The 17,604-nt window shown below is 74.8% G+C and carries 13 protein-coding genes; 7 read left to right on the top strand and 6 right to left on the bottom strand.

Annotation, left to right across the window (positions count from 1 at the left end):
• Positions 1-26 precede the first annotated feature (26 nt).
• From pglZ to ACQUFX_RS01310, 3 genes are read left to right on the top strand one after another with little or no spacing between them, the layout of a single operon-like run.
• Positions 27-2,726, top strand: a complete 2,700-nt coding sequence (gene pglZ / locus ACQUFX_RS01300) for a BREX-2 system phosphatase PglZ (RefSeq protein ID WP_428964209.1) — start codon at positions 27-29, stop codon at positions 2,724-2,726.
• Positions 2,723-4,027, top strand: a complete 1,305-nt coding sequence (gene brxD / locus ACQUFX_RS01305) for a BREX system ATP-binding protein BrxD (protein WP_428964211.1) — start codon at positions 2,723-2,725, stop codon at positions 4,025-4,027. The genes pglZ and brxD overlap by 4 nt, the downstream gene beginning before the upstream one ends.
• Before the next feature lies 1 nt (position 4,028).
• Positions 4,029-6,128 carry a DEAD/DEAH box helicase gene (locus tag ACQUFX_RS01310; RefSeq protein WP_428964212.1) on the top strand — a complete coding sequence of 700 codons (2,100 nt, stop codon included), beginning with the start codon at positions 4,029-4,031 and terminating at the stop codon, positions 6,126-6,128.
• On the opposite strand, the gene ACQUFX_RS01315 is transcribed toward ACQUFX_RS01310, so the two are convergent.
• Positions 6,121-7,014 (bottom strand): L,D-transpeptidase, encoded by an 894-nt coding sequence (locus tag ACQUFX_RS01315; protein ID WP_428964214.1) that lies wholly within the window; start codon positions 7,012-7,014, stop codon positions 6,121-6,123. The two genes, ACQUFX_RS01310 and ACQUFX_RS01315, sit on opposite strands and share 8 nt — an antisense overlap.
• A 263-nt stretch (positions 7,015-7,277) precedes the next feature.
• Between ACQUFX_RS01315 and ACQUFX_RS01320 the strand changes: the two genes are divergently transcribed.
• From ACQUFX_RS01320 to ACQUFX_RS01335, 4 genes are read left to right on the top strand one after another with little or no spacing between them, the layout of a single operon-like run.
• A complete protein-coding gene (locus ACQUFX_RS01320) occupies positions 7,278-8,753 on the top strand; it encodes a ferric reductase-like transmembrane domain-containing protein (protein WP_428964215.1) in 1,476 nt (491 codons plus the stop codon).
• 2 nt (positions 8,754-8,755) lie between these two features.
• A complete protein-coding gene (locus tag ACQUFX_RS01325; RefSeq protein WP_428966821.1) occupies positions 8,756-10,219 on the top strand; it encodes an NADH-ubiquinone oxidoreductase-F iron-sulfur binding region domain-containing protein in 1,464 nt (487 codons plus the stop codon).
• A gap of 17 nt (positions 10,220-10,236) precedes the next feature.
• A complete protein-coding gene (locus tag ACQUFX_RS01330; RefSeq protein WP_428964216.1) occupies positions 10,237-10,797 on the top strand; it encodes a TlpA family protein disulfide reductase in 561 nt (186 codons plus the stop codon).
• A 10-nt stretch (positions 10,798-10,807) separates the two neighbouring features.
• Positions 10,808-11,716 (top strand): cytochrome c biogenesis CcdA family protein, encoded by a 909-nt coding sequence (locus tag ACQUFX_RS01335; protein ID WP_428964218.1) that lies wholly within the window; start codon positions 10,808-10,810, stop codon positions 11,714-11,716.
• Between the two features lie 90 nt (positions 11,717-11,806).
• Here the strand turns inward: ACQUFX_RS01335 and serS are convergent, their stop codons facing one another.
• The 5 genes from serS to ACQUFX_RS01360 all read right to left on the bottom strand — a co-directional run bounded on the left by serS (position 11,807) and on the right by ACQUFX_RS01360 (position 17,467).
• Positions 11,807-13,090 carry a serine--tRNA ligase gene (gene serS, locus ACQUFX_RS01340; RefSeq protein ID WP_428964219.1) on the bottom strand — a complete coding sequence of 428 codons (1,284 nt, stop codon included), beginning with the start codon at positions 13,088-13,090 and terminating at the stop codon, positions 11,807-11,809.
• Positions 13,091-13,241: 151 nt separating this feature from the next.
• The gene (locus ACQUFX_RS01345) at positions 13,242-14,408 is read right to left on the bottom strand and encodes a DNA polymerase III subunit beta family protein (protein ID WP_428966822.1); all 1,167 of its coding nucleotides are present in this window, start codon (positions 14,406-14,408) and stop codon (positions 13,242-13,244) included.
• Between the two features lie 149 nt (positions 14,409-14,557).
• Complete coding sequence (locus ACQUFX_RS01350; RefSeq protein ID WP_428964220.1) at positions 14,558-15,730, bottom strand: saccharopine dehydrogenase family protein; 1,173 nt, start codon at positions 15,728-15,730, stop codon at positions 14,558-14,560.
• A gap of 91 nt (positions 15,731-15,821) precedes the next feature.
• On the bottom strand, positions 15,822-17,006 hold the full coding sequence (locus ACQUFX_RS01355; protein ID WP_428964222.1) for an alcohol dehydrogenase catalytic domain-containing protein: 1,185 nt from the start codon (positions 17,004-17,006) through the stop codon (positions 15,822-15,824).
• Entirely contained in the window at positions 17,006-17,467 is a 462-nt protein-coding gene (locus ACQUFX_RS01360; RefSeq protein ID WP_428964224.1) for a hypothetical protein, read from the bottom strand. Before ACQUFX_RS01360 ends, ACQUFX_RS01355 begins: the two co-directional genes overlap by 1 nt.
• Positions 17,468-17,604: the final 137 nt, after the last annotated feature.

Below are 17,604 nucleotides of genomic sequence, written 5' to 3' on the forward strand. Positions count from 1 at the left end.
GCGGGCCCCGCGAAACGGGGGGTTTCATGAGTGGGGCAGTGGGGGTGGCGCAGCCGGACGCGGTGCGGCGCAAGGTCGAGGCGTGGCTGGCCGAGAACGATCCGGGCGAGGTCATCGCGCTGAAGGCCCGCCCGGAGTGGCCCGACGATCTGACGCTCACCGTCACCGGCCTCCGGATCACGGTGGTGCCCTGCCCCACCCCGCTGGCGGCGCGGGCCGCCCTGCACGACCGGTCGGCCGGCGAACGGCTCGTCCTGCTCACCGACCTGGACGACAGCGAGTTGGGGGACGGGATCCTCGCCCACCTCAGTCGACAGAGGGTGCGCACCATCAACCAGTGGGACCTGGTCCGGCAACTGTTCGGCCGGGTGGCAACCCTCGACCCCACCCTGGTCAGGGCGGGTTCCTGGGGGGTGGCCGGTGCGCTCATCGACCACGTACCGGCCGACGGGTGGCCGACCCCGCCGGGCAAGATCCTCACCCGGGACCATGCCCTTCGCAGCCTCACCGCCGAACTGCTCGACGTGCCGCCGGGCGAACTCGACGACAGCGGCCTGATCCAGTGGAGCGCACGCCCCGACCGGCAGATGCGCTTCAGCAACCTTCCGGAGAAGGTCGCCGACGGGGTCACCGCGTACCTCACCGAGACCGCCGGCCCCGTCGCCGTGGCGGTCATGGCGGCTGTCCGGGCCGGGCACGGGGTCGACGCGATACCCCTGGGACTGCTCGCCGGGCTGCTCTGGCCGGCCCCCGACGGTCGGGGGACCACCGAGGTGGAAGCTGCCATCGGTCGTACCCGGCTGGAGCGGTGGTTCGGCGGGCACCGGCCCACCCGGGAGCAGGCCGAGGCGTTGCACCGGGCCGCCGAAGCATGGGTGTACCGGACGATCGACCTGGACAGCAACGGGCGGGACGAAGCCATGCGGATGCTGCGCCGAGCCGAGACGATCGCCGCCGAGGTCGAGGTCACCGGCCTGCTGGCGGCCTCCACCGTCCTGCCCAGCGGTTTCCTCCAGCGGCTCCGGGCCTTCGCCGACGCGGTACGGCTCGCCGTACCCGCCGCCGGCCCGGTGCCGGCCGCAGCCGTGGTCCGGGCGCAACGTGCCCTCGACGTGGTGGAGGCGCACCGGGCCGCCGAGCCGCGTCGGCTGGAGACCGCCCGGATGGCCGTGCGTCTCCTACGCTGGCTGCACACGGCCGACGGGCCCCCGCCGGCCACCCTCCTCGACGCTCTGCACCGGCAGGTCCGGCAGGACGGCTGGGTCGACCGGGCCCGGCTCGACCTCTTCGCCGGTGACCCCGACGAGCAGGTCGGCGAGGCGTACCGCCTGCTCCACCAAGCGGTGGGCGCCCGCCGCTCCCGGCACGACCAGCAGTTCGCCACCCTCCTCGCAGCCACCACCGGGGCGGAGTCGGAACCAGGGGCGCTGCTACGGGTCGAGGACGTGCTCGACCGGGTGGTCCAGCCGATCGTGGACCGGGGACGGCGGGTGCTGCTGCTCGTGCTCGACGGGATGGGGGTCGCCGCCGCCACCGAGCTGGCCGAGTCGGTGACCCACAGCGGCACCTGGGTGGAGTTCACCCCCGACGGCGGCCCCCGGACCGGGGTGCTGGCCGCCCTGCCCACGGTGACCGAGGCGAGCCGGTGCAGCCTGCTCAGCGGCCGGCTCGCCGTCGGCGACCGTAACGCCGAGAAGAAGGCCTTCACCCAGCGCTTCCCCACCGGGCGGCTGCTGCACAAAGCAGCGCTGCGCACCGGAGCCGGTACGGCCATCGACCCGGAGGTGCTGGCCGCCCTCCACGATCCGGCCATACCGGTGGTCGCCGCCGTGGTCAACACGATCGACGACGCCCTCGACCGCAGCGACCCGGCGACCACCGTCTGGGGCAGGGACACCATCACCGCCGTCGGTGACCTGCTCGCCACCACCACCGACCGGGTGGTCGTCCTCGTCTCCGACCACGGCCACGTCGTCGACCGGGGACCGGAGTCGACCGTGCTGCCCAGCACCGCCGGCGAGAACCGGTGGCGCCCGTCCGGCGGTGCACCGGCCGCCGCCGAGGTAGCCGTGTCCGGGAGCCGGGTCCTGCTCGGCGGCGGCTCGGTCATCCTGCCCTGGCGGGAGGAGGTGCGGTACGGCCCGCGCAAGGCGGGCTACCACGGCGGTGCCGCAGCCGCCGAAGCGGTGATCCCGCTGATCCTGCTGGCACCCGGGGACGAGCAGCCGGTGCCGGGCTGGGCCGGGGCGCCGGTGGCCAGCCCGGACTGGTGGCGGGAGCCGCTGACCGAGACCTTGCCCTCCGCCACCGCCGTCGTGGAGCCCCCGCGTCGGCCCGCCAAGCGGAAGGCACCGCAGACCGAGCAACTCTTCGACCCTGACCCGAGGCCCAGCGCCGCCCCGGAGCCGCACCCCGCCCCGGACACGGTGTCGGCCCTCCTCGCCAGTGCCCGGTACGCCCAGCGACGCGGTGCCCGGGCAGCCCTGCCCGACGACCGCGTCGCCGCGTTGCTCACCACCCTCATCGCCGGTGGCGGGCGGGCGAGGATGGACACCCTCGCCGCGCGGGCCGGCATCCCCGCGCACCGCATCACCGGCGCCGTCACCGCGCTGCGCCGCCTGCTCCAGGTCGACGGGTACGCGGTGATCAGGCTCGACCCCGACGGCCGGACCCTGCATCTCGACGAAGGGCTGCTGATCGAGCAGTTCGAGCTGGAACCACGGTGACCGTGGACATCTCCGCGCGCCGCCGCCGGGACATCATCGACGCCCTGCGACGGGGAGTCGTACCGAGCAACGGGCTCGACGCCCTCGCGGTCGGACTGGGCCGCTTCAGTGCCGCCCTCGACGACGACCTCGACCGGGTCGCCGGCGGCGGCAGCGTCTTCAAGGCGGTACGTGGGGAGTACGGCGCCGGGAAGACCTTCTTCACCCGGTGGCTGGCCGAACGGGCCAAACGACGCGGCTTCGCCACCGCCGAAGTGCAGATCTCCGAGTTGGAGACGCCCCTGCACCGGATGGAGACCGTCTACCGGCGGTTGGTCGAGCACCTCAGCACCGAGCAGTTCGCGCCGAGCGCGTTCCGGCCCGTGCTGGACGGCTGGATCTTCGCGTTGGAGGAGGACGTCCTGGCCGGCGGGACGGTCGCCGAGAACGATGCCGAGGCGCTCGAACGGGCGGTCAACGAGCTGCTGGAACGCCGGTTGGGGGACATCTCCCGCAGTACCCCCGGCTTCGCGTCAGCCCTGCGCGGATACCGGTCGGCCACGGCGACCGGAGACCACCGCACCGCCGAGGGCATCGCCGCCTGGCTGGGGGGCCAGCCGCACGTGGCGGGCCAGGTACGCAGGGCGGCGGGGGTGAAGGGGGACCTCGACCACTACGGGGCCCTGAGCTTCCTGCGGGGCCTGCTGACCGTTCTGCGCGACAGCGGACACCACGGGTTGCTGCTGGTGCTCGACGAGGTGGAGACGTTGCAACGGGTCCGTACCGATGTGCGGGACAAGGCGCTGAACTCGTTACGGCAGCTCATCGACGAGGTGCACCTGGACCGGTTCCCGGGCCTGATGGTGCTGATCACCGGAACTCCCGCGTTCTACGACGGACCGCAGGGGATCCAGCGCCTCGCGCCACTCGCCCAGCGCCTCGCCACGGCCTTCGACCAGGAACCGCGCTGGGACAATCCCCGTGCCACCCAGCTACGCCTGCCCGGATTCACGACCGACGCCCTCGTCGAACTCGGTACCCGGGTCCGGGAGATCTACGCCAGCCCGGCGGTCGACTCCCGGGTGGACGACGACTACCTCGCGACCCTGGCCCGAGCCGTCACCGGGGCACTCGGCGGGCAGGTCGGTGTGGCCCCCCGCGTCTACCTCAAGAAACTGGTCGCGGAGGTGTTCGACCGGGTCGACCAGTTCGCCGACTGGGACCCCCGCCGGCAGTACCACCTCACCCTGCGCGCCGACGAGTTGACCGAGATCGAACGCAACGCCGCCGCCTCGGCCGACGACATCGAACTGCCGATCTGACATGCCGCCGGACCTCGACCCGGTCGTCCTGCACCACGTGGTGAACACCCTCGGCTGGCGTGACCTGCGCCCGATGCAGCGGGCCGCCGTCACCCCGGTCCGGGCCGGCGCGGATGCCCTGCTCCTCGCGCCCACCGCCGGCGGAAAGACCGAGGCCGTCCTCTTCCCGCTGCTCACCCGGATGCGGGAGCAGCAGTGGACGGGCACGTCGGTGCTGTACCTCGCCCCACTCAAGGCACTGCTCAACAATCTGCAACCACGGATCGAGCGGTACGCGGACTGGCTGGGACGTCGGGCCGGGACCTGGCACGGCGACGTCAGCACGTCGCGCCGCCGGGCCATCCTCCACGAGCGGCCGGACATTCTGCTCACCACCCCGGAGTCGGTCGAGTCCATGCTGGTGAGCGCCAGGGTGGACCACCGGTCGTTCTTCGCCGGGCTGCACGCGGTCGTCGTCGACGAGGTGCACGCCTTCGCCGGTGACGACCGAGGATGGCATCTGCTCGCCGTGCTGGAGCGGCTGAGCCGGGTGGCGGGCCGACCGCTGCAGCGGATCGGCCTGTCCGCCACGGTCGGTAACCCCGCGCAGCTGCTGAGCTGGCTGCAGGGCTCGGGAGCCGGCCAGCGCCCGGCCGAGGTGGTCGCCCCCGAGACCGTCGAGACACCCAGCGGCCCGCCTCCGGGCGACATCGAGCTGGACTACGTGGGCTCCCTCGTCAACGCCGCGACGGTGATCGCCGGCCTGCATCGCGGAGAGAAGCGTCTCGTGTTCTGCGAGTCCCGGGAGACCGTCGAGAAACTCGGTGAGCTGCTCCGGGAGAAGGGTGTTACCACCTTCCTCTCCCACGCGTCCCTCTCCACCGACGAGCGTCGCCGGGCCGAACGGGCGTTCACCGAGGCCCGAGACTGTGTCATCGTCTCGACCAGCACCCTCGAGCTGGGCATCGACGTCGGCGATCTGGACCGGGTGATCCAGATCGATGCCCCGGCCACGGTTGCCTCGTTCCTGCAACGCCTCGGCCGCACCGGCCGGCGTACCGGGACCACCCGCAACTGCCTGTTCCTGACCCTCAGCGGCGACGCCCTGGCCGAGGCGGCGGCGTTGCTGCTGCTCTGGTCGCGGGGCTGGGTGGAACCGGTGAACGCACCGCCTGAACCGCGACACATCGTCGCCCAACAGATGCTCGCGCTCTGCCTGCAGGAGCACCGGATCGGCGACCGGCTCTGGACGCAGGCCTGGAACGGGCTGGGTCCCTTCGGCGAGAGCGCGGAGCCGATCGTCCGGCACCTCGTCGAACAGGGCTACCTCGAGCGGGACGGCGGCATGCTGTTCATCGGTCCAGCGGCCGAGCAACGGTTCGGTCGGCGGCACTTCATGGAGCTGACGGCGGTCTTCACCGGTCCGCCGGAGTTCACCGTGCTCACCGGTCGGGACGAGCTGGGTCGGATCGACCCGAGCCTGCTCACCGAGGAGGTGCGGGGGGACCGTCGCCTGCTGTTGGGCGGCCGTAGCTGGCGGGTCACCTACATCGACTGGCGTCGCCGGCGATGCTTCGTGGAGCCGGCCGACGCGGGGGGCCGCGCCAGATGGCGGGGCGCTGGCTGGGCGTACCTGGGCTTCGAGTTCAACCGTGCCGTGCGGGAGGTGCTGCTGGACGCCGATCCACCGGTACGGGTGACCCGCCGCGCGGCCGGCCGGCTGGCCGAGGTACGAGCCGAGAAGGCCCACCTGGTGCACCCAGGAGGCACGGTGATCGTGCGGGACCGAGACGGTGACCTGCGGTGGTGGACCTGGGCCGGCTTCCGCGCGAACGCCACCCTGACGGCGACCCTCGGCGAGGTCGTGGATCCGATCGAGAGGTTCGACGACTGCAGCATCCGGTTACGGGAGGACCTCACGGCGCAGGCCTGGCGGTTGCTCACCGCGGACGCCGCGCAGCGGCTGTGCCTGCCGGCGGTCGACGAGAAGGCGCTCACCGCTCTGAAGTTCACCGCCGCTCTGCCGAATCGGCTGGCCACAGCGACCATGGCGGCTCGGCTGGCGGATCTGGATCGAGCGGCTGCTGTGCTCGGTGAGCCTTCCCGATTCGTCGTCACCTGATGGCGTCGACGACCACGACGGGGCTGCCCGGTGGCACCTCGGCCAGGAGCAGGCGTTGGGCGCTGCGGGTCAGCCGGACGCAGCCGTTGGTGGTGCTGCGGCCCAGTTCGCCGTCGTGGTGCCAACTGTGGATGCCGATGTGCGCGCCGCGCAGGCTGGCCGGCACCGCGTCCAGGTCGTCGGGGATCGAGCCGAGGGCGTAGATGTCCACCCCGCCGTACACCGCCCCGGTGGGGGTGGTCCGGCCGAGGACGAAGGTACGCCCGAGCGGGGTCTCCTGGCCGCGCCGGCCGAGGCTGACCGGCCAGGACCGGCGCGCGACGCCGTCGCGGTACCAGGTCAGCCGGTGCGCCCGCCGTTCCACCACGATCTGGTCGCGCAGGTCGGTGGTGGTCCAGCCGCCCGCCGGCAGCCAGGCGAGCCGGCGGTTCGCCGAGGGCAGCAGCACCGCCACCCAGCCGGTCCGGCGCTGCGCGACCGGCAGGGTCAGCTCGACGCCCCGGATGGTCGGGTCGAGGAAGGCGAGCGGTCGCCCGCCGGGGGCGTCGTACGCGGCGATCCGGCGGGTCGGGCGCAGCCCCTCGGTGAGCGGGTCGACGTCCATCGTGCCGGGGTCGGCCGGGAACCCGGCGGGGGCCGGGTCGTAGTCCACCACCGGCAGGTCGTCGGGGGCGGACGCCGCCTCCGGTACGGCCTCGACGGCGTCGCCCGACGGGGACGGCGCGGACGGTGACCGGGTGGACGGGGCGGTCGTGGGTGGGGCGCTGGCCGGCGGCGCCGTCCCCCGGGTCAGGGCCAGCCCGGCGAGCAGGGCGGCCACCACGAGCGCCGGTACCGCCAGCACGGTGCCGAGCCGCCCCGGTCCACGGAATCCCAGGTACCTCATGAATCTACTTAAACCACACAATTCGCCGGGGCGGCGGAGGTACACGAGTTTCGGGCCGTACCGGTTCGACGGACCGGCGGAAAAATTCCGGGGCCGGGGTGATCCGCTCGTGCCGTCCGGCCGTACTCGATGGGGGAGCAGGGTCGGCCGGCGGTGCGCCGCCGTTAGACGATCGGGGAGCGATGGCCCGGGCAAAGCAGAAGCAGAAGGCCACGAGCGTCCGCACCATGAGCAGCAGCCGAGGGGGGAGGACGCGCTCGCCGATGACGATCGTGCTGCTGATCGGCTCGGCGCTGGCCCTCCTCTGGGCCGTCACGATGCTCACCAGCCTCGGGCAGGCGGTGTACGCGTACTCCTTCTTCTTCACCGACTACTTCGCCGGGGTGGTGGCCCTGGTCGCGTTGAGCCTCACCGTGATGATGGGGCTGCTCGCCACCGACCGGCTGGTGTTGCAGATCCCGCACCGGGTGCTGATGCAGTCCGCGCACCGGGCCACCGGCATCATCGGCGTGGCGGGTCTGGTGTTCCACGTCATCACCAAGATCGCCATCGGTCGGGCCGGGCCGACCGACCTCCTCGTCCCGTTCGTCGGCGGTCGGGGCCTCTACGTCGGGCTCGGCACGGTGGCCTCCTTCATGATGGTCAGCGTGCTCTGGACCGGCCTCATCCGGGCCCGGTTCGCCGGTGCCGGTCCGAAGTGGCTCTGGCGCGCACTGCACTCGACGGCGTACGTGTCCTGGCCGTTCGCGCTGATCCACGGGCTCAACGCCGGCCGCCCGGCGGCCACCTGGGTCAACCTGAGCTACCTCGTCTGCGTGCTGTTGGTGGTGGTGGCGCTCTTCGTCCGGCTCTCCGTGACCCTCGGCAAGCGCAGCCGCGAGCAGAGCCAGGCCGCCGCGCTGAACAAGGCGATGGCCGGCAAGCCGGTCGACCAGGGCATCGGCCGGTCGCTGCTGGCCAACCTGACCGGCCGCGGGGGCGACGGCGGCGAGAAGGAGTTGAGCAGGTCGGTTCGGGGGCGCGGAACCCGGGCCGGTGGCTGGGCCGAGACCACCACCGGCGGCTGGGCCACCGCGCCCGGCGCGCGACGCGGCGATCCGGACCGGTTCACGGTACCGGTGGTCCCCGAGCCCGGCACCCTGCGCGAACCCGTCCGCGCCGGCCGGCGGCGCGACGAGGAGCCGGCACGTCGGCGGCGGGACGAGGACGACCTCGTCCCGGCGGCCCGGCGCGACGACGAACGGCCCACCCGGCGACGCCGGGACGACGCCGGGGTCGAGGTGACCTCCCGGCGGTCCCGGTCCCGCGTGGAGGCCCGGTCGCGCTACTCCGCCCCGCCGGCCACCGCCGACGGACCCGAGGAGCCGTGGGACAGCCCCCGCCGCTGGGAGTCGGCCGACCCCGTCTCCGCCGCGCCCGTCGACCCGGTCTCCGCCGGCCCCCGCGAGCCGATCTCCGTCGCGCCGCGCAGCGGCGGTGGCTCTCTCGCGCCGCGCAGCGGCGGTGGCCGGCACAGCGCCGAGGACGAGGTGCCGGACGAGGTCCCCGACTACTGGCGTCCGCCGGGCCGGTACGTCGCCGACGACCTGCCGGTCGACGACACCCCGACCCTGGTCGACCTCGCCTCCCGGCGGGCCCGCCGGGCCGCCGGCGACAACCGGTCGAAGGGCCGTCGACGGGCCACCGCCGACGCGGTGGACGGCGCGTACTGGGCCGGGCTGCGGGGTGAGGCGAAGTGACGATGCGGACCACGGTGCCCCCGGTGGCATGCGTCGGGGAGCCCCGGCTGACCGCCGGGTTCGCCGAGTTCGGCCGGCTCGACCTGTACGCCCACGAGCAGGTGCACGGCCCGATCGGCCCGATGGAGCCGGCGAACCTGCTGGGCCTGGCCGAGGCCATCCAGCTCAAGGGCAAGGGCGGGGCGGGATTCCCGTTCGCGAGGAAGCTGCGGGCCGTGCTGGAGTCCTGCGAACGGCAGGACCTCTCGCCCGTGGTGGTGGTCAACGCCACCGAGGGGGAGCCGGCGAGCTGGAAGGACAAGGTGCTGCTCACCCGGGCCCCGCACCTGGTCCTCGACGGCGCGGCGCTGGCCGCGTACGCGGTGGACGCCGAGGAGATCGTCATCGGGGTGGCCGACGACGACATCGGCCGGGAGTCGCTGACCCTGGCGCTGGAGGAGCGCCCGATGCCGGTCGACACCAGCATCGTCACCGTGCCGCACCGGTTCATCTCCGGCGAGGGCGGTGCCCTGGTCAACGGGATCAACGGGCTGCCGCACATCCCGCCCGGCACCAAGAAGCGCTCCAGCGACTCGGGCGTGAACGGGCTGCCCACCCTGCTCTCCAACGCCGAGACGTACGCCCAGCTCGCCGTCGCCGCCCGGCTCGGCCCGTACGAGTACGCCGCGCTCGGCACCGACGACGAACCGGGCACGGTGCTGCTCACCGTCACCGGCGCGGCGGCCCGGCAGGCCGTGGTGGAGTGCGCGGCCGGCACCCCGCTGCGGGAGATCCTCGACCTGTGCGAGGTGCCGGAGGGGCCGGGCATCCTGATGGGCGGCTACCACGGCAAGTGGATCACGTCGGCGGCGGCGGACATGGCGGAGGTGTCCCGCAGGGGACTCGCCGCCGTCGGCGGCACCCTGGGCGCCGGGATCATCGTCCCGCTCGGCACGGACACCTGCCCGCTGGGCGAGGCGGCGCAGGTGGTCCGCTACCTGGCCGGCGAGTCGGCCGGCCAGTGCGGGCCGTGCAAGATGGGCCTGCCCGACCTGGCCCGCGCGGTCGACCTCGCCGTCTCCGGCAGCGCCCCGGTGGAGATCGTCCGGGCGGCGGCCGGCGACGTGAAGGGGCGCGGCGCGTGCAGCCACCCCGACGGTACGGCGCGTTTCGCCCTCTCCGCGATGGAGGTCTTCGCCGACGACCTGCGGCTGCACACCACCGGGGAGGGGTGCGGCCGGCGGGTCAAGGGCGTGATGGGGCTGCCCGGGGCGCCCGACGGCAACCCCCAGAAGCTGACCCTGGACTGGTCCCGTTGCGACGGCCACGGGCTCTGCGCACACGTCGTACCGGACTTCATCCGGCTCGACGCCAACGGTTACCCCGCCTTCCCGCCCACCCCCGTGCCGACCTGGCTGCGGGAGGGCGCCCAGAAGGCGGTCAAGGTCTGCCCGGAACTCGCGCTGCGGCTGGTCAAGGCCACGTAGCGGAGAGGAGCCCACGGATGCGCACGCGAGCCGTCACCGCGGTCGTGCTGGCCGTCGCCCTGCTCGGCACGGCGTCCTGCGCCGACGGTGGGGCGCTGCCCCGGCCGGTCGGCGTGACCCAGTCCACCGGCGCCGGGCCGGCCCCCACCGGGGTGCCGGCCAGCGCCGCGCCGGCCCCGGAGACGCTCCGGTTCACCGGGCGCACCCTGGACGGTGCGCCGTTCTCCGCGGCCGGACTGGCCGGGCGTCCGGTGGTGCTCTGGTTCTGGGCGCCGTGGTGCGCCACCTGTGCCAGTCAGGCGTGGACGGTCGCCGAGGTGGCACCCGCCTACCGCGACACGGTCCCGGTGATCGGCGTCGCCGGCCTCGGCGAGCGGCAGGCCATCCGGGACTTCGTCACCGAGTTCGAACTGGAGCGGGTGCCGACGCTGGACGACCGGGAGGGGGCGATCTGGCGGCGGTTCGAGGTGGTCGAGCAGAGCACCTTCGTCCTCATCGACCGGAACGGGCGGGTGACCTACCAGGGCTTCCTCGACGGGGAGGCGTTCACCCGGCGGCTCGCCCAACTCGCCGGCTGAGCGGCGCGGCGTGACCGCCCCGCTGCTGCTGTCGCTGACCGCCGGGATGCTCGGCGCGGTCAACCCGTGCGGCTTCGCGTTGCTGCCGGCGTACCTGTCGTTGCTGGTGGCCGGCCCGTCCGGCGCGGGCGGCGGCGTGGGGCGCGGCTGCGCCGGGCGCGGCGCGGTCGGCCGCGCCCTGACCGCCGCCGCCGCGCTGACCACCGGGTACGTCCTGGTCTTCGGCGCGGTCGGCCTGGCGCTCGCGCCGCTGGCCGGGTGGCTGCGGCCCCGGCTGCCCTGGTTCACCGTCGGACTCGGCCTGCTCCTGGTCGGGCTGGGCTGCTGGTTGCTCGCCGGTCGCCGGCTGCCGGCCCCACCCGGGCTCACCCGGGCCCCGCGCCTGACCCGCACCTGGCCGTCCATGGTGATCTTCGGCATGGCCTCCGCGCTGGCCTCGCTGACCTGCGCGATCGCCCCGTTCCTGGCGATCGTGGTGACCAGCGTCCAGGCCGGTTCCCCGCTGCGCGGCCTGGCCCTCTTCGTCGCGTACGCGATCGGGATGGGCCTGGTCGTGGCGGTGACCGCGCTCGCCGTCGCGGTGCTCCGGGGTCACCTGGTGGCCCGGATCCGGGGCGTCGGCGCGGTGGTACCCCGGCTCAGCGGGGCGGTGCTGCTCCTCGCCGGCGGCTACGTCGCCTGGTACGGCTGGTACGAGATCCGGCTCGCCGCCGGCCGGCGCGACGCGCTCGGCGACCCGGTGGTGGCCGTCGCCGCCCGCCTCCAGCGGGCCCTGGTCACCGGCCTCGACGCCGCCGGTCCGGTCGCCCTGGCCGCGCTGCTCGGGGTCCTCCTGGCACTGGCCGCCCTGCTCCGAGCCAGGTCGGTGAGCGGGTCGAGGGCCGACCCGGACGGCGCTGCGGATGGTCACGTCCGGTGATGAGCCTGCGGGCGTGCGGGTCGACTGAGGGCTCCGGCGCGGACCGGTGCCCGCCACACCCGGTGTCGTCGGGTGTGGCGGGGTGGGCCGTCAGCGGGGGGTGAGGCGGTCGGTGCCGACCCGGTCGCGGAGCACCTCGGGCACCAGCACCGAGCCGTCGGGCTGCTGGAACTGCTCCAGGATCGCCGGGAAGAGCCGGCTGGTGGCCAGCGCCGACCCGTTGAGGGTGTGCACGAAGCGGGTCTGCTTGCCGCCCGGCTCGCGGTAGCGGATGGCGGCCCGGCGGGCCTGGTAGTCGCCGGCCCAGGAGACCGACGAGACCTCCTTGTACTTGCCGGTGCTCGGCATCCACACCTCGATGTCGAGGGTCTTCTTCATCGAGGCGCTGGCGTCGCCCGCGGCGAGCAGGCTGCGCCGGTAGTGCAGGCCGAGCGCCTCGACCAGGCCCTCCGCGTGCGCCAGCATCTCCTCCAGCGCCGCGTCGGCCTGCTCGGGCAGGGTGAACTGGAAGATCTCCACCTTGTTGAACTGGTGGCCCCGGACGGTGCCGCGCTCGTCGGAGTGCGACCCGGCCGACTCCCGCCGGTAGCAGGGGGTGTACGCGAACGCCTTCAGCGGCAGCTTCGCGGTCTCCAGGATCTCGTCCTGGTACGCGCCGAGGATCGCCGTCTCCGAGGTCGGCAGCAGGAACTGCCCGCGCGGGGCGCTGTCGGCGTCGAGGTGGTACACGTCGTCGTAGAACTTCGGGAACTGCCCGGCGGCGTACCCGGCCGAGTTGAGCAGCAGGTGCGGCGGCAGGAGGAACTCGTACCCGGCGGCGAGGTGCCGCTCGACGAACCAGGTGACCAGCGCCCACTCCAGCCGGGCCCCGGTGCCGGTGTAGATCCAGAAGCCGGAACCGCCGAGCTTCACCCCACGCTCGTAGTCGACCAGGCCCAGCGCCCGGCTCAACTCGACGTGGTCGCGCACGTTCTCGATGGCCGGCGGCTCACCGAAGACCTTGACCACCCGGTTGGCCTCCTTGCCGCCGGGGACGATGTCCTCGGCCGGCAGGTTGGGCAGTTCGCTCATCCGGTCGCGCAGGCGGGACTGCACCTCGTCGAGCTGGGACTCCAGGTCGGCGACCTGCTTGCGACCCGCCTCCGGCGCGGAGGCCTCCGGCTCGGTGCCGGCCCGCTTCGCGGCGGCGTACGCCCGTGCCTCCGCCTTGCGGCGCTGCCGCTCGGCGTCGATCTCGGTGATCAGGCTCCGCCGGTCCCGGTCGAGCTGCTGGATCTCGTCCAGCGCCCGATTGACCTCGGCCGGATCGAGCCGCTTGGCCAGCGCGGTCGCCACCGCCTCGCGATCCTTCCGGATCAACTCCATGTCGAGCATGCTGCTCCGTACGCCTCCGTCCGGCCCGTCAGGTGGGAACCCCCGAATGCTACCGTCGCCGCCGGCTCGCGCCGCTGGCGGTGGAGCGGTGCCCCCGTCCACCGGGCCTGCCGGGCGGCCCGATCAGCGGCGGGACCGGCGCGGGCGGTGGTCAGAGGCGGATCGGCATGAGGACCGAGAAGAGGTCCGGGTCGTCGGGACGACGTATCGCCAGCGGGCCGATCGGCCCGTCCAGCTCCAGCACCAGTTGCCGGGCCCCGGCGGCGTCCAGCGCGTCGAGCAGGTACCCGCTGTTCACCCCGACCCGCAGCGGTCCCGGCCCGTCGGAGACCGGCCCCTCCGGGGTCAGCTCACCCGGCCCGAGCGGGCGCAACCCGTCCTGGTCGTGCAGCCCGAGCACGGTCACCCGGTGGGCCGTCCCCGCGTGCTCGCGCAGCACGGTGGGCGCGGTGCGCAGCGCCGCCCGCAGGGTGGGCACGTCCACCGGTACCCGTCGGACCGGGCGGTCGTCGACGGTCCGCCGCAGCAGCCGGCGGTAGTCGGGGAAGTCGTCCGCCGGCAGGTCCGCGCGGACCCGCCGGCCGGCGACGACGGCGGTGACCACCCCGGCGTCGAGGTCGACCGTGACGCTGCCGGCGGAGCCCTCCCCGGGCGGCGTGCGGGCGTCTCCGGCCGACGGGCCGGCCTCCGCGCGCGACGGGCCGGCCTCCCCGGCCGGCGGGCCGGTGAGCAGGCTGCGGAGGGCGTCGACGGTGGCGACCGGGACCGGGGCGCGGACCGCCGGGCCGGTCACCCGGGCCGGAGCACGGCCGAACGCCATCCGGTACCGGTCGGTGGCGACCAGCCGTACCCCGTCAGGGTCGACGTCGAACAGCACCGCCCCGAGCATCGGCAGGTCGGGGTCCATCCCCACCGCGAAGCGGACCGCGTCCAGCGCGGCGGCCAGGTCGACCCGGCGCAGCACCAGCCGGGTGGCCGCCGGCGCCGGCGCCGGCTCCAGCAGGGACCGTATCCGGGTCAGTTCGGTTCGGGCGTCGGCCAGCCCGTCCTCCAGCCGGCGCAGGTGGGCGTCGAGCAGCCCGCGCACGGCGGCCGGCTCGCCCCGGTGCCGCAGCACGGCCGCGATCCCGGCCAGCGGCATCCCCACCCGGCGCAGGCCGGCCACCAGCCGGGCCGGCAGCACCTGTTCCTCGGTGTACCACCGGTACCCGGTGACCGGGTCGACCAGGGCCGGCGGCAGGACCCCGGAGCGGTCGTAGAAGCGCAGGGCGCTCACGCTCAGCCCGCTGGCGCGGGCCAGTTCGCCGATGCTGCGCAGGTCGCCGTGCCCGGCCGGGGAGCTCTCCACGGCCAGGGATCCTGCCACCTCGACCAGGTCGAGGGTCAACCCGTCGACCGGCACGCTCCGCCGTCGGGTGTTTGGAAGGGGCCCTTCCTCTACCGAAAGCGTTAACAGGGGGCCCTTCCTTACTCCAGGACCTGGAAGGTGAGGCCGGCGCGGGTGAGGCGGTGGAGCAGGGCGTCGCCCATCGCGGTGACCGGGGTGACCTGGCCGGCGGTGGCCGGCAGGTCGTCGAGGGCCAGGCAGAGCGCCGACTCGGCGAGCATCTTCGCCGTCTCGTCGTACCCGGGGTCGCCGCCGGACACCTCGGTCACCACCCGGCGGCCACCGCCGGCGCCCACGAACCGGACCCGGAACCAGGACTTCGCCCGCTGCTCGGCGGTCGGCCCCTGCCCGGAGGCGAGCCGACCGAGCAGCCACCGCCGGGCGGGCGGTACCCGTACCAGGGCGGCCAGCCCGCCGAGGCCGGCCGCGCCGGCCAGCACGGTGGGCAGCCGTTTCACCGCGGCGAAGTGCCGGTAGCGGAAGTCCGGGCCGTACTCCGGGCGGGCCGCCGCCGAGCGGCGGACCACCTGCGGGTCGATCGTCGGCAGCGGCACCGCCCACCCGCCGGTCTCCGCCGACCGGCCGACCCGCCCGGGTACCGCCCGGACCCGCCGGTCGGTGGGGCGGGGTTCGACCGCGCGCCGTTCCCGTGCCACCCGGCTCGCCTCCCCGGCGCGGGAGAAGGCGGTGAGCGCCGAGTGGTACGTGCCGGCGGAGAACCGCCCACCGGCCCGGACGTACCCGTCGACGGTGATCGGCACGTCGGTCGGCAGGTGCCGGACGGTGAACCAGACGCCCAGGTCGTGCGGGACCGAGTCGAAGCCGCAGGCGTGCACCAGCCGGGCCCCGGTGCGGACCGCCTCGGCCTGGTGGCGCAGGTACGTGAGGTCGACGAACTCCGGTTCCCCGGTGATGTCCAGGTAGTCCGTGCCGGCCCGGGCGCAGGCGGCGACCAGCGGGTCACCGTGCTGCACGTACGGGCCGACCGTGGTGGCGAGGACCCGGGTGCTCCCGGCGACGCTCCGCAGCGCCTCCTCGTCGGTCACGTCGGCGGTGAGCAGCGCCAGCCCGGCCAGCCGGGGCTCGACACCGACCAGCCGGTCCCGGACCCGGGCCAGCTTCTCCGGGTTGCGGCCGGCCAGCGCCCACCGCAGGTGGGCCGGAGCGTGCCGGGCGAGGTACTCGGCGGTGAGTCCCCCGGTGAACCCGGTCGCGCCGAACAGGACGAGGTCGTACGGTCGGTCGTCGCGCATCGACCCACTCTGTCACCCACCCCGCACCGGCGCGCGGCGACGGCCGTCAAAGGTCAGGCGGTCGTGAGCCGGGGCGTCGGGTCGGGTCCGGTCATCCGGCCCGCTCCTGCGGGGTGAAGACCACCCGGACACAGCCGTCGGCCCGCTCCCGGAACAGGGCGTAGCCCCGGGGCCCCTCCTCCAGCGGCAGCCGGTGGGTGGCCAGGCGTTCGGCCCGGATCTCGTCGCGGGCCATCAGCTTGAGCAGCATCGGGATGTACCGCTGCCCGTGCTGGCGCGCGCCGCGCACGGTCAGCCCCTTGTGCAGCACCGCGCCGAGCGGGAACGCTTCCACGAAGCCGGTGCCCGCGCCGAGCACGGCGACCGTGCCGCCCTTGCGGCAGGCGTGCACCGCCTCGCGGACCGCGAGGGAACTCCCGGTCTGCCGGCCGCCGCCGAGGAGCCGTTGCCCGAACCCTCGCGCCTCGGTGCCGCCGTCGCCCGCCCCGGCCGCCTCCACGCACACGTCCGGCCCCCGCCCGCCGGTACGTTCGCGCAGCTCGGCGGGGATGTCGGTGCGCCCGTAGTGCAGGGTCTCCACGCCGATGTCCCGCTCGACCATCCGCAGCCGCTCGTCGTGCCGGTCGACCACGATCACCCGCTCCGCGCCGCGCAGCAGCGCGGCCAGCGCGGTGAGCTGCCCGACCGCGCCCGCGCCCCAGACCGCCACCACGTCACCGGGGCCCACCCCGCCGAGGTCGGCACCGAGCCAGCCGGTGGGTGCCGCGTCCGAGGCGAAGACCGCCCGGTCGTCGCTGACCGCGTCCGGCACCGGGAACGCGCCGACGTCGGCGTACGGCACCCGGACGTACTCGGCGTGGCTGCCGGCGAAGCCGCCGGCCGACCGGGGGTGCCCGTAGCAGCCGCCGGCCGGCTCGCCCCACGGCGGCTCGGCGACCGTCGGCTCGGTGCTGCCGCCGTTGTCGCAGCAGGAGAAGAGCCCGCGCCGGCAGTACCAGCACCGGCCGCAGGAGACCACCGAGCAGACCACCACCCGGTCGCCCACCCGGTGCCGGCGGACCTCCGGGCCCACCTCGACCACCTCGCCGAGGAACTCGTGGCCGAGCACGTCACCGACGCCCAGCCCCGCGTCGCCGGGCGACAGCAGCGGCAGGTCGGCCCCGCAGGTGGCGCTGCGGGAGACCCGGACGATGGCGTCCTGGGTGTTGCGCAGCCGGGGCTCCGGCACCTCGCGGACCGCCAGCCCGTCCCCGCCCACCCAGCACAGGGCCCGCATCACCGCACCTCCGGGCGCAAGCCCCCGCCGTCCCCGGGCCGGTCCGGCGGTCCGACGCCCGCCCGCAGCACCTCACCGGTCTCGGCGAGCTGCTTGACCTGCCGCAACGCCCGGCGGACCAGCAGGCCGGGGTCGTCGCCGAACAGATGCGCGACCAGGCCGGGCAGGGGTGGGCCGTCGGCGCGCAGCCGGGCCGCCAGTTCGGTGCCGCGCGCCCCCGGGGCCGTCCCGACCTGGACCTCCACCGCCCCGTCGAGCCGGCGCAGCGGCTCCGGCCAGAGCCCGCCCGGCAGGACCTCGGCGGGCGGGCGGTTCACCGTCACCACCTGCCAGCGGCCCGCCCCGGTCGCGGTGACCGACCGGCGGGAGTGCCGCCGGCCCGCGCCGACCAGGGCGCGTCCGGCCGCCACCCCGCTCGCCGCCACCACGATCATGATCCCGGTACGGGTGTTGCGTCCCATCCGTCCCACCTGCCCTCCGGTCCTCCCGGTCGCAGCGCCGGGCGAGACGGTCCCCGCCTCGCCCGGGTGCCCCCAGCATCGGCCGTACCCGGGTGAGGAGGGCTCCCCCCGAAGGGGTGAAGCCGGCCCCGACGGGT

The organism is Micromonospora fluostatini (assembly GCF_050410825.1).
In the GTDB taxonomy this organism is placed as follows: domain Bacteria; phylum Actinomycetota; class Actinomycetes; order Mycobacteriales; family Micromonosporaceae; genus Micromonospora; species Micromonospora rosaria.